A 12,982-nucleotide genomic window follows, 5' to 3' on the forward strand; every position below is an offset into this window, starting at 1 on the left:
GAAACCCTTTGAATTGTAACCTTACTGAGTAGCTTCTTGAGCTATCCGCTTACGCAATTCAGCGTCAAATTCCTCCTCTGTCCGAGTAACCACACGTCCTGGTTTGGCGCGGACTATGGTCAAGTAGTGCTGAAAAGCGTCCTCATCTTGGGGATTAAACCTTACATACTCTCTTAACTCTGCTTCTGTGAGTAGTTCATAATTTGGTTGAGTCATCCGATTATCACCTCACCGTTCGGAAGTACTTCTATTTGTATTGTCTTTCCAATCAACATCACTATTCTTTGACTGCGACTGTCGTATCTGACCAGTTCAATTGATTGAAGCAGGTTGCTTGCTCTTACACATCTACTGTAGAACGCTCTTAACTGTTCTGCCGTTGGGTTCATCTGTTATTTATTTTGCTGTAAAAGCGTAAGTCCTATCAAATATTCTGCATTATTAGCGATCCCCTACGTCATCATCAGCACAATCTATAAAGTGATAGTTGCAATAATCTTAACAATTTGTTACAAAAAGACAAATAACTTCTAGAGACGCAAAACCACATGTTCGGCGGAATTACTGGTTTAAAAGATCCCAAAGGCACAGATTGGGGAGAGCGGATGCTCAATACTGTAGCTAGCCAAACGATTCGCCATCTGTTTACCAAAAGCGAATCAGTAGAAGTCTTTGTGCGCTGCTATCCCTCCAGCAAACTGTTGCAAGGCAGCATTGATAGCTTTAAAATGAACGCAACTGGCGTGGTGATTCGCAAAGATTTCCCCGCAGACGAAATTTTTGTAGAAACCGATGCTGTATCGATTGATTTTAGCTCGGTTTTGGCTGGTAAACTAACTCTCAAACAACCGACTCAAGCGATCGCTAAAGTCATTTTATCAGAAGAAGGCATCAACTACTCTTTTAAAGCGGAACTGGTTAAAAAACGTCTGTTAAACCTCACCGTACCAGCCTTAACTCAATTATCTGGCGGTAATCCAGTATCTTTTCCAGAAATCCAGGTAGAATTATTGCCAGAAAATCGCCTGCGGATTTTCGCAAAGGCAGATTTAGGCGATCGCGAACTTGTACCTTTGGATATGACTGTAACTATAGCCATTGAAAGGCGTCGGCGTGTTTCTTTTAAAGATCCGCAAATTGAACTTGATTCGATACCAGAAGCGCAAAAGGAAATATCTAAAACCTTGAGCGTAGCACTAGCAGATATTTTGGATAATATGGTCGATTTAGATCGCTTTGACTTGGATGGAGTAAAAATGCGGCTTAACCGTTTAGAAACTGAAGGAAAACAGTTGATTTTTAGTGGTTATGCTGAGATTGAGCGCATTCCACGTACTGGTTAATAGCCATTTCCAATTTGAGACTCAATTAAACGCCGTCTAGATGATTCTAGGCGGCTTTTATGTATATAGCGGTTCCCATTCAGATACGGTACAACATCATATCGCATCTGTGTAGGGGCACGGCAGTGCCGTGCCCCTACGGGTGTACCTCACGTAAACGAGAACCGCTATATTTCAAAAATCAAATATGAGTCCTAATTGTAGAGACGCGAAATTTGAGCCAGCGCGTTTTACTTGCGGAAAACACTGAAATGAGTAAGTCAAATGCCATTTTGCTTGCGGAAAACACCAAAATGAGAAAGCAAAAGCTCATTTTGAGTAAGTCAAATGCCATTTTGCTTGCGGAAAACACCAAAATGAGAAAGCAAAAGTTCATTTTGAGTAAGTCAAATGCCATTTTGCTAATTAAATTCGACTTTAGCCATAGTTCTCGCAAGAAGCACAAGCTGATTTATACGTGGCTGTTGCTTAAAACTTACCTCAAGCTATCCCACCATTGACACGAATATTTTGCCCTGTTATCCACCTTGCTTCATCGCTAGCAAGAAATGCTACCACATCTGCAATATCTTGCACTTGTCCCAACCGTCCTAATGCTGCCATTTGCCCTAAATGGTTAATTTGTTCTTCTGTTTTACCTTGTCTGAAAAGTTCTGTATCGGTGGGACCTGGAGAAATCACATTTACTGTGATATCCTTTTCACCTAACTCTTTGGCTAGTACCCGCGTCATTTGTTCCACAGCACCTTTGGTAGCTACATAAGCACCATATTTAGGCATGATCATCGCTGTCGTGGATGAGGAAAAGTTGATAATCCTTCCTCCGTCAGCCATGCGTTGTGCAGCTTGTTGGCAAGCAAAATACGTGCCTTTAACATTAATGCCAAAAATCTTGTCGAAGTCTTCTTCTGTAACTTCGGTGGTTAATTTATAAAAGGTGATGCCGGCATTGTTCACCAAAATATCGACTTTACCAAATTTTTCAATTGTTTGGTCAAAAAGCTTGTGAATATCAGCTACTTTGCTAACATCCGCTTGTACAGGGATAGCTTGTACTTGAAGCTTTTCGATTTCCGTAACAACTTCCTGCGCTTTTTCTGTATTACCCGCATAGTTAACGACAACAGACGCACCGTTGTTAGCTAATTTGAGTGCGATCGCTCGTCCAATTCCTCGCGATGCACCCGTAACGATCGCGACTTTTCCAGCTAGAGATCCCATATTATTACTCTTCAATCTTCAATCAACTTTATTGTAGGGCAGGTAAGATACCTACAAGGGCAATATAGTTAGTAAAGCTTTGCATTAATCCGAGCGCGTTTTGAAACGCACTCGTGACGCTAAGGTAAACGTAGATCCCAGAGTATTGGTGGCAAGTTAAGGCAGTAAGGCAGTTGTCAAGGGGATTTTAGAAGATGCTTGAAAGAAAAATTGGTCAGAGCCGAGCCTTGTCCCAGGTATCGCTCCCCCAATCGCTCCATTCATACCTACCCCTCACCGCTCTTGCGCCCATGCAGGATGTGACAAACCTCTGGTTTATGAAGGTCATTGCCCACTACGGCAGTCCTGACTACTTCTTCACCGAGTATTTCCGCGTGAATGATACCTCACGGCTCAATCGTAATATTTTGGCAGCAATCACTGAAAATGACACGGGTCGTCCCGTTTTTGCTCAAATGATTGGCGAAAGCATTCCAGACTTAGTAAGAACAGCAATTGATCTCTGCCGCTATAATATCGCTGGAGTTGACTTGAACATGGGCTGTCCAGCACCTAGAATCTATCGCAAAAATGTTGGGGGGGGATTGCTGCTCTTACCAGAAAAAGTGGATCGGATTTTGGGAGAACTGCGTTCTGCTGTGAACGATCGCCCTTTAACCGTCAAGATGCGCGTAGGCTTTGAAAATACAGATACCTTTTACGAAATTCTAGATACGATCAATCGCCACAGCATTGATTTGCTGAGTTTGCATGGTCGCACGGTGAAAGATATGTACCACGGGGCAGTGAAATATGATTTGATCGCTGAAGCGGTCAGACGGGTTGATTGTCCAGTACTTGCCAATGGCAATATCCACTCTGCGACAACAGCCAAAGAAGTGCTTTCTCAAACGGGTGCTGCGGGTGTGATGGTGGGACGCTGGGCGATCGGGAATCCTTGGATTTTTAATCAAATTCGGCAGGCTTTGCGAGGAGAGCCGATCGCACCCGTTCCTTTAGTAGAGGTACGCAAGTATATTGATCGTTTATGGCAAACCCCCACAGCAGCAAGTATGCCAGAGCGATCGCGCGTAGGCTACCTCAAAATGTTCCTCAACTACATTGCCCTCTCGGTTGACGCTGAAGGTCATTTTCTGCGGCTGATGCGACAGACGCAGACCGAGGTAGAAATGTTTAACCTATGCGATCGCGTTCTCCTTGCTGATAGTAAGAAAACTTTAGCCCTAGCACCCTCCTTGAGCGTGTAACTATGGCAACTATTTAGTTCAGGTTTCTCAGTACAGCTTCCCAATAATTAAAAAGACAGCAACACCACCGCAGAAAGAACCATCTGTTGCTGTCTAATATCAAAGATTGTTCATGCTTCCAGCAGGTCTTTTCTTAACTCAGCGGTGCTGGGTCGTTTTACATTGCTTAGTCTAAACTCCAGAATTTTGACATCAACCCAAATCAAAAAGCAAGATTTCTGCGCCTACTTCAGTGCTAATTTCCAGTTGTTCTTCAACGCTAATTTGTACACCATCACCTGCTCTAAGTTCTTCACCATTTAAGGTTGCTATACCTTGCGCTATTTGTAACCAAGCATAACGATGTGGTTGAACGTGATAATTTACCACATCACCAGGTTCTAAAACAGATGTGTACAAATTAACATCTTGATGAATTGTGACAGCACCATCGCGTCCATCTTTGGCAGCAATTAAGCGTAGTTTTCCCCGCTTTTCTTCTATGGGAAAAGCTTTCTGTTCATACCTTGGTTTTAAACCTTGCTGATCGGGAAGAATCCAGATTTGCAGAAAGTGTACTGGCTCAGTTTGTGAGTGATTGTATTCGCTGTGAGTGATACCAGTACCCGCACTCATGACTTGCGCTTCACCGGGAAGAATCACCGAACCTGTACCCAAGCTGTCTTTATGCTCTAGCGCACCTTCGAGGACATATGTAAGAATTTCCATATCCCGATGACCGTGAGTACCAAATCCTGCACCAGGAACAACGCGATCGTCATTAATTACCCGCAGAGAGCGAAATCCCATGCGATTGGGATCGGAAAAATTTCCAAAGGAGAATGTATGGTAACTATCCAACCAACCAATTTTACTATGACCGCGTGCGTTTCTATCGTGAATTAGATGGGTAACAGTATTTTGAGACATACGTCTACCTTCTTTTTGATGGTTATTTATCTTAAAAAAACAAGCTTTTCGTTAACAAATCTAAATCAAATAACTCTGAAAATTTCAAATTTATTAGACCTGCTTGTTAACTATCTCAATAGTAAAGTATATACATATAAAATGAAAAGTACGCACTTAAAAGTAACGTACTTACCAAAAAGATACTGTATGTAATTGTTGGTTGTTAGTTGTTGGTTATTAGTTGTTAGTTGATAGTTGTCAAAAATTACCACTATCCACTATCCCCTAACCACTATCCACTATCCACTAACCACTCAACTTATCCAGCAAGAACTGTTTGTTGAGTTTTAGTAGTAGCTGAAACACCGTTACCATTTCCATTTCCATTTCCATTTTCTGTGTTGGTAACTTCTGCTGCTTGCAGATGAGCATCTAAGAACCACAGTCGTTTGTCAATGGTGCGAGAAACTTCAGTATAAAGGTCTGCGGTGTCAAGATCGCCTAATTCGTCGGTTTTGTCGATCGCTTCTCTCAAATGCTTGGCATAAGGTGCAAACCGATCTGCCAAAGCTGTCACATGCTCCATTCCTGCCAAAATATCGGTAGGATATTCTGGTAAAATCGAATTGGCAGCAGCCATGCGAGCGGTTCCCATTGCATATCCACCTAAAGCTGTTACCCGTTCCGCAAACATATCAACATATTCTTCCAGTTCGCCGGCGATTTCGTCAAATAATTCGTGCAACTGATAAAAATCAGTTCCTTTGACGTTCCAGTGCGCTTGTTTTACCTGGGTTTTCAAATCTGAGGTAGCTGCCAAAGTTTTGTTGAGGATTACAACGATCTGCGATCGCGCTTCAGCAGGAATATCAATACGGGTGGGGTAAAGACGAGATGAAAGATTGTTGTCGCTCATGGTTCTATCTTGTTGGCTCGATAAAACTAGTCTACAGGTAGTAGTTAAGGGCGCAAAACCCTCTACCGATAGATGGAATTAATCGGTTTGTGAATTATTATTACTTTCATTCAAAATTTGTAAACCTGCAATTAGCTTGCTGAATGACGATGGTTGTCAATAGTGCTGAATGTACCACCAAAAAGGCGATCGCGTATTACGTCGCTGTGCAAGAAGTCATGAGGAAAACCAAGTTCGATTTGACTGACTTCGTTCAGACGTTGCAGATGTTCTGATGATAAGCTGACATCCAAACAAGCTAAGTTATCTTGAAATTGCGTTAACTTGCGGGCACCAACAATCGGGATTATCACACCATTTTGATGACGCAACCAAGCGAGTGCAACTTGTGAAGGTGTATGTCCAATTTCTTCAGCAACTTGAGTCACGACTTCGGCGATCGCTAAACTGCGTTCAGAAATACTTCCCCCTTCTGGACTTGCCAATCGTCCCTGTTCGTCGTTGCTACTAGGCTTATTATACTTGCCTGTCAGCACACCACCACCTAAAGGCGACCACGGTGTAACTGCCAAATCGAAGGCTTTTGCCATTGGTAACAAATCCCTTTCCGGTGTGCGCTGAAGCAAATTATACTCAATTTGCAAAGCGACAAAAGGTGTCCAGCCATAAAATTGCGCTAGCGTGTTTGCTTGTGAGACAATCCAAGCAGGCGTATCAGAAATACCAACGTATAGTATTTTACCTTGCCTAACTAAATCATCAAGCGATCGCATGACTTCTTCAATCGGCGTCATGAAGTCCCAAGCGTGCAACCAGAATAAATCAATATAGTCGGTATTCAAGCGTTTTAAACTGCCTTCTAACGACTGCATCATATTCTTGCGATGATTACCACTGCCATTAGGATTATTTTGGCGATCGTTCATCTGTAAAGGAAAAGAATATTTCGTCGCAACTACAAAACGTTCTCGTTCCTTAGCGATCAACTCACCAACGATTTTTTCGCTACTACCATCGGTGTAACCATTGGCAGTGTCAATAAAATTGCCTCCAGCTTCCACAAAAGCATCAAAAACCTTTTGGCTTTCGTCTTTGGATGCACCCCAACCCCAATCTTCACCGAAAGTCATTGTTCCCAAGCAGAGTTCAGAGACTCTCAAACCGCTTTTGCCTAAGAGTTTGTATCTCATGACTATTTATTCACTTGCTGAAATAAAGTTTATCGATCGCCCATACTATTGTCTTGCAAATTCTTGCTAAAAATAGCAAAATCTTGCTTTCTGGGGGGAGATTAATCAGTAAATAATTTTCATACTTAGGTAATATTGACAGAATTTCGTCAGTTCATAAATATAAACATAGACTGTATATAAAAAACAATCTGCAACTTTTATGAATTATTATGTTATTTACGACGGTAATTGCAATCTTTGCGTTAGCTTGGTGCAACTGTTAGAAACTTTAGATCAAGGCAAGCTGTTTCGCTATATCTCCATGCAAGATGAGCAAACACTTCAAAAGTGGGGAATCACGGCTATTGATTGCGAACAGGGAATGATTTTGATTGATGGAAACGCACCGGAAAGACGCTGGCAAGGAACTGCGGCAGCGGAAGAAATTGGACGATTATTGCCGTTAGGTAGCGTATTTGTGGATGCTTATCGGGCATTACCGGGAGTGAAATGGGTAGGCGATCGCTTTTACGAACAAATTCGCGATAACCGCTACACCATATTTGGCAAGCGTTCTAGCACATATCAATCAGCATATTGCGTTGATGGTAGCTGTGAAAAAACGTAGTAAGGGCTTCAGCCCTTTAAAATTATGAGCGGTAAACCGCTCACTACGAACTTACTTATCAGTTTGCTGATTGAAGACTTCTAAAATGTGTCGGCAAAACTGTTTTAGCTTTTCCTCTATTTCTGGGGAAGGTTCAGATGTACCAACACAACTCCAATTATCTACTGTAGAAAGTCGCCATACTTCGCCGCGATGGTCAAATCCTGCGACTTCCACACCGATCGCCCGACGTAAGTTATTGATGGGATCTTGATAAAATCTAATTTGAATTAGTATACTGCGACTGCGCCAAGATTTGCTGATACCAGGAAAGTGAAAGCCGATATCTATCGAGTCTGGATCGACTAATTCCCTAGTTTCTGGGTCATTCTTCCAGGGTTTGAGATCCGATTTTGCATCAGGAAACTCAAATTTGAACAAGTTAACTACCGTCGCAATATTGCTAGCAAGTTCAACGTTTGTTGCCTGTTCAGATGCATTCACGCTCAATACTCCTATTTATCTGTCTTGTATAGGGAATTATCAAATAATAGCAATTTGCGTCTAAATGCATTTATGCGATCGCTTATAAAATAGCATATGACTTACGCAAAAACTCTGCAAAAGTCTATTTCTCTGTGTCCTCTCTCTTGGAAAGCTTTGATCGGAGGAAACCTCCGCTCAAACTTTCCGCTGCGCTCTCTGCGGTTAGTTTTTTCATGATTCTCCGTAAGTCTTATAGTAAATCAAATAGCAGTTACAATAAATGGTATCACTATTTGGTTGTAAATATTCCAATGGAACGCGAAGCCGTAACAATCCGTTTTCCGGCTGACTTGCTTGCTAAAGCCAAGAAACTAAAATTCGTCAGCGAATCCTTGAATGATTTAGTAGTTGAGGCTTTGGAAAACGAAGTGCGACGCCGGAGGGGATGGGCAGCTCATCAACGCATTATAGCCCGCAGCGAAACCGTCAAAGCCAAAACGGGAATACAACGTACTTCTGGGGATTTGATTCGCAGTTTCAGAGAAGGCGAAAAGCGGCGTGACTAGAGTATTGTGCTTAGATACTAGCGTTTGGATTCCCTACCTTGTACCAGAAATTTATCAACCACAAGCCAGAATTATTGTAGAAGAAGCATTAAGCCTTAATCTTAGGTTAGTGGCTCCAGCTTTTGCTTGGGCAGAAGTTGGATCTGTGTTGCGAAAAAAAACCCGGATGCAAGTCATCACCACAGAGGAAGCACAAGGTTTTTTTGAGGACTTTTGCGAACTTCCCATTGATTACATTGAAGTTGAAGAAATTCGCGCAAAAACCTGGGAAATTGCCGAGCAATATAAATTACCTACGCTGTATGATGCCGCATTTTTAGCTTGCGCTGAGAGTATATCTGCGGAGTTTTGGACGGCGGATGCAGCACTTGTGAAACAACTCATACCTCGACCTGGTTATCTACGAGAGATGGGAAAGATGTAAAAAAAATTGTCCGACTGTTGGCGATAATCCACGTTCCTAAGCAAAATATAAACAATGCTGCAAATTTCCAACCAAGTAATCATCCCTGACAGCGATATCGAGATTAGTGCTATTCGTTCCCAAGGAGCAGGAGGTCAAAATGTAAACAAAGTCTCCACTGCCATACACTTGCGCTTCAACATTAATACTTCATCCCTACCCGATTTTTATAAAGAACAACTTTTGAAACTCAGCGATCGACGCATCACTCAAGAGGGAGTTGTTGTTATTAAAGCTCAAGAACACCGAACTCAGGAGAAGAACAAAGAAGAGGCTTTGAAACGACTTCAAGAACTCATTAAAAGCGTCGCAGTGTTACCCCGAAAACGCAAACCAACCAAACCGACTCGCAGCTCTGTGAGAAAACGCCTCGATAGCAAAAGCAAGCGAGGACAGCTTAAGTCTATTAGAGGAAATATCGAGGATTGAAATTTGTTCAAAACGAGGCAACTATTAACAAAAGCAGCGCAATTCACCTGATTACTGGTGCATTTTCTCACTAATTGTAGCAACCTGCAAAGATAAACTATCGTTCTTCAAATCTTAGTTTTGAACTTATGATGTAGTCTTCATCAATCTCAAAAGCTAACCAGCGTCTTTGTAAAGTTTCTGCAACCCGACCTGTCATATTAGAACCGGCGAAAGGTTCTAAAACAATATCTCCTGGTTCTGTACAAAGGTTGATGACAAACTCTGGTAAAGCTTGAGGAAATCTTGCCGGGTGTGGTTTAAAACCTTCTTCTTTGCAACGTCGTTGATAATAATCGTTAGAAGCGGTATTTGAGGCAGAAATCACATTTACGGGCTGCATTAAATCTTCAATTAAAACTTCTTGTAAAATAACTGGTTGCCCTATTTCTTCTTTATCTGCACTGCAACGTCCATCAATAATATTCGGGGGAATAGCCCCTCCTCTATCGTTGCCAAATTTATCGGAAATATCGTGCCCTGATGGTCTGACTTTGGGTTTATACCCATTTTTGATCAAGTTTTTCATTGCATCGCTATAAGGCTTTAAAACTCTTCTATTGTTAGCTTTAGGATGCGGTTCTTTTGACAACCACCAAATTGTATTTACCGAATCTTTAACTCTTTCCCTGCGAACTGTTACCCATTCAGCCGGGGTGGGGAGTTTAGCTGGATTATACCAATACAATTCTTGTGCTAGATAAAATCCAAGTCCGCCTTTTTCTTTGGCTTTGCACAAAGCAACAACTAATTCAAAATGATAAAGAGAACGAACTGGCATTCCTTTAATCCAACTGCCACCAATATCAATAACCAGTGAACCTGTTGGTTTCAGAATACGGTGAAATTGTGCCGCATAATCTTTAAACCATTCTACATATTCGTCGGCATCAACGTTTCCGTATTCTTTTTTACGAACCAATGCAAATGGTGGAGACGTACAAATTAGGTCGATACTTTCGCTACTGATATCTGCCATTAATTCCAGGCTGTTTCCCAAATAAGCAGCACCAAATTTTGTTTTGTAGTAAGGTTCGCAATCAAGTTTCATATTTAAATCCGGATCATCATTGGTGCGTATCAATACTAGTAGCAACATGCAAAGATAAACTGTTATGGTTTTAGGTGCGTTACCGCGATCGCGGTAACACACCCTACTGGCTAAACTTCCATATTTAAGGTACGCACCAAGAAAGCCCACTTATCTGCGGATTCTTCGATAATCTTAGCTGTAGGTTTACCCGCACCATGTCCTGCCTTCGTCTCAATTCTAATTAAGACTGGATTCTCACCTGTGTGTGCAGCTTGCAAAGCAGCGGCAAATTTGAAACTATGGGCAGGGACAACGCGATCGTCATGATCGGCTGTGGTAATCATCGTTGCTGGATAAGCTGTACCAGGTTTGAGGTTATGCAGTGGAGAATAAGCATAAAGCGCTTTGAATTCTTCTGGGTTATCCGGGGAACCATATTCAGAAACCCACGCCCAGCCGATGGTAAACTTATGAAAGCGCAACATATCCATTACCCCGACTGCTGGCAAAGCTGCACCAAACAAATCGGGACGCTGAGTCATGCAAGCACCAACTAATAATCCGCCATTGCTACCACCAGCGATCGCCAATTTATCACTCTTGGTATACCCATTGCCAATCAACCACTCAGCAGCAGCAATAAAGTCATCAAAAACATTCTGCTTTTTCAGCTTCATTCCCGCTTGATGCCATTCTTCCCCATACTCACCACCACCGCGTAAATTCGGAACCGCATAAACACCACCCATTTCTAGCCATACTAAGGTACTGACAGAAAAACTCGGAGTTAGAGAGATATTAAAACCGCCATAAGCATACAGTAAGGTAGGGTTATTACCATCAAGTTTAATCCCCTTTTTATAGGTAATAAACATCGGCACTTGCGTATTATCTTTGCTGCCATAGAAAACTTGTTTAGTTTCATAATCAGCAGGATTAAAATCTACTTTTGGTTGCCGAAAAACTTGACTTGTTCCGCTTACTATGTCGTAGCGATAAATAGTTGGCGGTGTGGTAAAGCTAGTGAAACTATAAAAAGTTTCCGTATCATGACGTTTGCCGTTAAAGCCTCCCACTGAACCAAGTCCGGGTAATTCTACCTCTCTAACAAAAGTGCCGTTCAGGTCAAAAATTTTGACTTTGCCGTGAGCATCTTTGAGATAATCAGCAACAAACTGATTATTCAAAATGCCGACACTTTCCAAAGTTTCCGCAGCTTGGGGAATAATTTCTTGCCAAGCTGATTTATCAGGATTTTTACTATCAATGGCAATAACTTTGGCGCGGGGTGCGTCTAAATCTGTACGGAAATAAAAGACGCTATCATCATTATCGATAAAGCTATAATCGGCTTCAAATTCCTTAATTAGTTCGACTACTTCGGCATTTGGGTTAGTCAAATCTTTGTAAAAAAACAGATTTTTCGGGTCAGTTCCCAGCCAAACGGAAATTACTAAATAATGTCCATCTTCTGTGACACCACCGCCAAATCCCCATTCTTTTTGGTCGGGACGTTGGTAAATTAATGTGTCTTCTGTTTGGGATGTACCCAATTTGTGGTAATAAAGCTTTTGATAATAGTTGACATCTTCTAATTTGGTTTTTTCATTTGGTTCATCGTAGCGGCTGTAGAAAAAGCCTTGATTATCATTTGTCCACGATGCGCCAGAGAATTTAATCCACTTAAGATGATCTGATAAATCTTCAGTTGTTTCCACATCTCGGACTTTCCATTCTTGCCAGTCAGAACCAGATGAGGATAAACCGTATGCTAAAAGTTTACCGTTTTCACTGATAGATAAACCGGAAAGGGCAATAGTACCATCTTCTGAAAGTTTGTTCGGGTCGAGTAAAACTTTCGGTTCACCGTCGAGAGTTTTTAGGGTATAGAGGACGCTTTGGTTTTGCAGTCCGTCATTTTTGAAATAAAAGTAGTTTTCGCCTTCTTGAAAGGGGATACTATATTTTTCATAATCCCACAATTTGGTGAGGCGCTGTTTGATTTTTTCTCTTGCGGGAATTTCGTTGAGGTAGCCAAAGGTAACTTTATTTTCGGCTTCAACCCAAGCTTTGGTTTCTTCTGAGTCGGGGTCTTCTAAGAAGCGGTAAGGATCTGCAACTATAGTACCGTGGTAGTCATCAACGCGATCGCTCTTGCGGCTGGATGGGTAAGGAGAGTGTTTTTCGCTGGTCATAGTAAATGCTAATTTTTTCGTGACATAGTTCTAAGATAGAACGAAGCTGAATCTTGGCAAAGAAAGACAGTGCGTAGGCGTAGCCCGTCGTAGACATCGCCCACATCATCAATAACGAGGAAATCAAGTATATCGTCGGGACTGAGGCTTTGCAGTACTACGCGGGTTTCAATCGCAGCTACACAGACTAAACAATACGTGAGCGGGTTTCAACTTTTCTTAAGTCCGCGCACCATCCGGACTTTGTACAAAGCAACACCGCGACTAGAAGTCACCAATGCTATTTTTGATAATAGATGAGTTAATTAGAGGTTGTTATGACAGCACTTACATTAAACCTCAATTCTGTAATTCAACTGACAAGAGAGCAGTTT

Annotated in this window: 16 protein-coding genes; 6 read left to right on the forward strand and 10 right to left on the reverse strand. The window is 41.9% G+C overall.

Features of this window, described 5'->3' with window-relative positions:
- Window positions 1-21 precede the first annotated feature (21 nt).
- Together PI95_RS12315 and PI95_RS37480 are read right to left on the reverse strand one after the other, a co-directional pair.
- Window positions 22-216 (reverse strand): DUF6887 family protein, encoded by a 195-nt coding sequence (locus PI95_RS12315; RefSeq protein WP_039747864.1) that lies wholly within the window; start codon window positions 214-216, stop codon window positions 22-24.
- Window positions 213-389 (reverse strand): DUF6888 family protein, encoded by a 177-nt coding sequence (locus PI95_RS37480; RefSeq protein ID WP_373695704.1) that lies wholly within the window; start codon window positions 387-389, stop codon window positions 213-215. The genes PI95_RS12315 and PI95_RS37480 overlap by 4 nt, the downstream gene beginning before the upstream one ends.
- Window positions 390-548: 159 nt before the next feature.
- On the opposite strand from PI95_RS37480, the gene PI95_RS12320 reads away from it, so the two are divergent.
- Window positions 549-1,343: an LmeA family phospholipid-binding protein gene (locus PI95_RS12320; protein ID WP_039747865.1), complete on the forward strand. Its 795-nt coding sequence runs from the start codon at window positions 549-551 to the stop codon at window positions 1,341-1,343.
- A 480-nt stretch (window positions 1,344-1,823) separates the two neighbouring features.
- Here the strand turns inward: PI95_RS12320 and PI95_RS12325 are convergent, their stop codons facing one another.
- Window positions 1,824-2,564 (reverse strand): SDR family oxidoreductase, encoded by a 741-nt coding sequence (locus PI95_RS12325; RefSeq protein ID WP_039747868.1) that lies wholly within the window; start codon window positions 2,562-2,564, stop codon window positions 1,824-1,826.
- 227 nt (window positions 2,565-2,791) lie between these two features.
- On the opposite strand from PI95_RS12325, the gene PI95_RS12330 reads away from it, so the two are divergent.
- Window positions 2,792-3,811 (forward strand): tRNA dihydrouridine synthase, encoded by a 1,020-nt coding sequence (locus PI95_RS12330; RefSeq protein WP_039748885.1) that lies wholly within the window; start codon window positions 2,792-2,794, stop codon window positions 3,809-3,811.
- A 192-nt stretch (window positions 3,812-4,003) separates the two neighbouring features.
- Here PI95_RS12330 and PI95_RS12335 read toward each other — a convergent pair whose 3' ends face one another.
- From PI95_RS12335 to PI95_RS12345, 3 genes are all read right to left on the reverse strand, one after another.
- A complete protein-coding gene (locus PI95_RS12335; protein ID WP_039747869.1) occupies window positions 4,004-4,720 on the reverse strand; it encodes a pirin family protein in 717 nt (238 codons plus the stop codon).
- Between the two features lie 301 nt (window positions 4,721-5,021).
- A complete protein-coding gene (gene dps / locus PI95_RS12340) occupies window positions 5,022-5,618 on the reverse strand; it encodes a DNA starvation/stationary phase protection protein Dps (protein ID WP_039747870.1) in 597 nt (198 codons plus the stop codon).
- Between the two features lie 131 nt (window positions 5,619-5,749).
- On the reverse strand, window positions 5,750-6,808 hold the full coding sequence (locus PI95_RS12345) for an aldo/keto reductase (protein ID WP_039747871.1): 1,059 nt from the start codon (window positions 6,806-6,808) through the stop codon (window positions 5,750-5,752).
- A 202-nt stretch (window positions 6,809-7,010) separates the two neighbouring features.
- Here PI95_RS12345 and PI95_RS12350 point away from each other — a divergent pair, with 202 nt between their 5' ends.
- The gene (locus PI95_RS12350) at window positions 7,011-7,418 is read left to right on the forward strand and encodes a thiol-disulfide oxidoreductase DCC family protein (RefSeq protein ID WP_039747872.1); all 408 of its coding nucleotides are present in this window, start codon (window positions 7,011-7,013) and stop codon (window positions 7,416-7,418) included.
- Window positions 7,419-7,469: 51 nt separating this feature from the next.
- On the opposite strand, the gene PI95_RS12355 is transcribed toward PI95_RS12350, so the two are convergent.
- Window positions 7,470-7,901: a Tery_1686 family protein gene (locus PI95_RS12355; RefSeq protein WP_039747873.1), complete on the reverse strand. Its 432-nt coding sequence runs from the start codon at window positions 7,899-7,901 to the stop codon at window positions 7,470-7,472.
- Window positions 7,902-8,194: 293 nt separating this feature from the next.
- Between PI95_RS12355 and PI95_RS12360 the strand changes: the two genes are divergently transcribed.
- Genes PI95_RS12360 through arfB form a run of 3 tightly spaced genes read left to right on the forward strand, consistent with a single transcriptional unit; the run spans window position 8,195 to window position 9,341 of the window.
- The gene (locus tag PI95_RS12360; protein ID WP_039748886.1) at window positions 8,195-8,449 is read left to right on the forward strand and encodes a YlcI/YnfO family protein; all 255 of its coding nucleotides are present in this window, start codon (window positions 8,195-8,197) and stop codon (window positions 8,447-8,449) included.
- Window positions 8,442-8,873 carry a PIN domain-containing protein gene (locus PI95_RS12365; RefSeq protein WP_039747874.1) on the forward strand — a complete coding sequence of 144 codons (432 nt, stop codon included), beginning with the start codon at window positions 8,442-8,444 and terminating at the stop codon, window positions 8,871-8,873. Before PI95_RS12360 ends, PI95_RS12365 begins: the two co-directional genes overlap by 8 nt.
- A gap of 54 nt (window positions 8,874-8,927) precedes the next feature.
- A complete protein-coding gene (gene arfB / locus PI95_RS12370) occupies window positions 8,928-9,341 on the forward strand; it encodes an alternative ribosome rescue aminoacyl-tRNA hydrolase ArfB (protein WP_039747875.1) in 414 nt (137 codons plus the stop codon).
- 97 nt (window positions 9,342-9,438) lie between these two features.
- On the opposite strand, the gene PI95_RS12375 is transcribed toward arfB, so the two are convergent.
- From PI95_RS12375 to PI95_RS12385, 3 genes are all read right to left on the reverse strand, one after another.
- Window positions 9,439-10,431 carry a DNA-methyltransferase gene (locus PI95_RS12375; RefSeq protein WP_039748888.1) on the reverse strand — a complete coding sequence of 331 codons (993 nt, stop codon included), beginning with the start codon at window positions 10,429-10,431 and terminating at the stop codon, window positions 9,439-9,441.
- 110 nt (window positions 10,432-10,541) lie between these two features.
- Window positions 10,542-12,608, reverse strand: a complete 2,067-nt coding sequence (locus PI95_RS12380; RefSeq protein WP_039747877.1) for a prolyl oligopeptidase family serine peptidase — start codon at window positions 12,606-12,608, stop codon at window positions 10,542-10,544.
- A complete protein-coding gene (locus PI95_RS12385; protein ID WP_163518840.1) occupies window positions 12,553-12,705 on the reverse strand; it encodes a hypothetical protein in 153 nt (50 codons plus the stop codon). Before PI95_RS12385 ends, PI95_RS12380 begins: the two co-directional genes overlap by 56 nt.
- Between the last annotated feature and the right edge of the window lie 277 nt (window positions 12,706-12,982).

The organism is Hassallia byssoidea VB512170 (assembly GCF_000817785.2).
In the GTDB taxonomy this organism is placed as follows: domain Bacteria; phylum Cyanobacteriota; class Cyanobacteriia; order Cyanobacteriales; family Nostocaceae; genus Hassallia; species Hassallia carrinoi.

Bases quoted from the DNA above. Each gene is read 5' to 3' on its own strand.
- PI95_RS12315 (WP_039747864.1), bottom strand. From the start codon at position 216: ATGACTCAACCAAATTATGAACTACTCACAGAAGCAGAGTTAAGAGAG.
- PI95_RS37480 (WP_373695704.1), bottom strand. From the start codon at position 389: ATGAACCCAACGGCAGAACAGTTAAGAGCGTTCTACAGTAGATGTGTA.
- PI95_RS12320 (WP_039747865.1), top strand. From the start codon at position 549: ATGTTCGGCGGAATTACTGGTTTAAAAGATCCCAAAGGCACAGATTGG.
- PI95_RS12325 (WP_039747868.1), bottom strand. From the start codon at position 2,564: ATGGGATCTCTAGCTGGAAAAGTCGCGATCGTTACGGGTGCATCGCGA.
- PI95_RS12335 (WP_039747869.1), bottom strand. From the start codon at position 4,720: ATGTCTCAAAATACTGTTACCCATCTAATTCACGATAGAAACGCACGC.
- dps (WP_039747870.1), bottom strand. From the start codon at position 5,618: ATGAGCGACAACAATCTTTCATCTCGTCTTTACCCCACCCGTATTGAT.
- PI95_RS12345 (WP_039747871.1), bottom strand. From the start codon at position 6,808: ATGAGATACAAACTCTTAGGCAAAAGCGGTTTGAGAGTCTCTGAACTC.
- PI95_RS12350 (WP_039747872.1), top strand. From the start codon at position 7,011: ATGAATTATTATGTTATTTACGACGGTAATTGCAATCTTTGCGTTAGC.
- PI95_RS12360 (WP_039748886.1), top strand. From the start codon at position 8,195: ATGGAACGCGAAGCCGTAACAATCCGTTTTCCGGCTGACTTGCTTGCT.
- arfB (WP_039747875.1), top strand. From the start codon at position 8,928: ATGCTGCAAATTTCCAACCAAGTAATCATCCCTGACAGCGATATCGAG.
- PI95_RS12375 (WP_039748888.1), bottom strand. From the start codon at position 10,431: ATGAAACTTGATTGCGAACCTTACTACAAAACAAAATTTGGTGCTGCT.
- PI95_RS12380 (WP_039747877.1), bottom strand. From the start codon at position 12,608: ATGACCAGCGAAAAACACTCTCCTTACCCATCCAGCCGCAAGAGCGAT.
- PI95_RS12385 (WP_163518840.1), bottom strand. From the start codon at position 12,705: ATGTCTACGACGGGCTACGCCTACGCACTGTCTTTCTTTGCCAAGATT.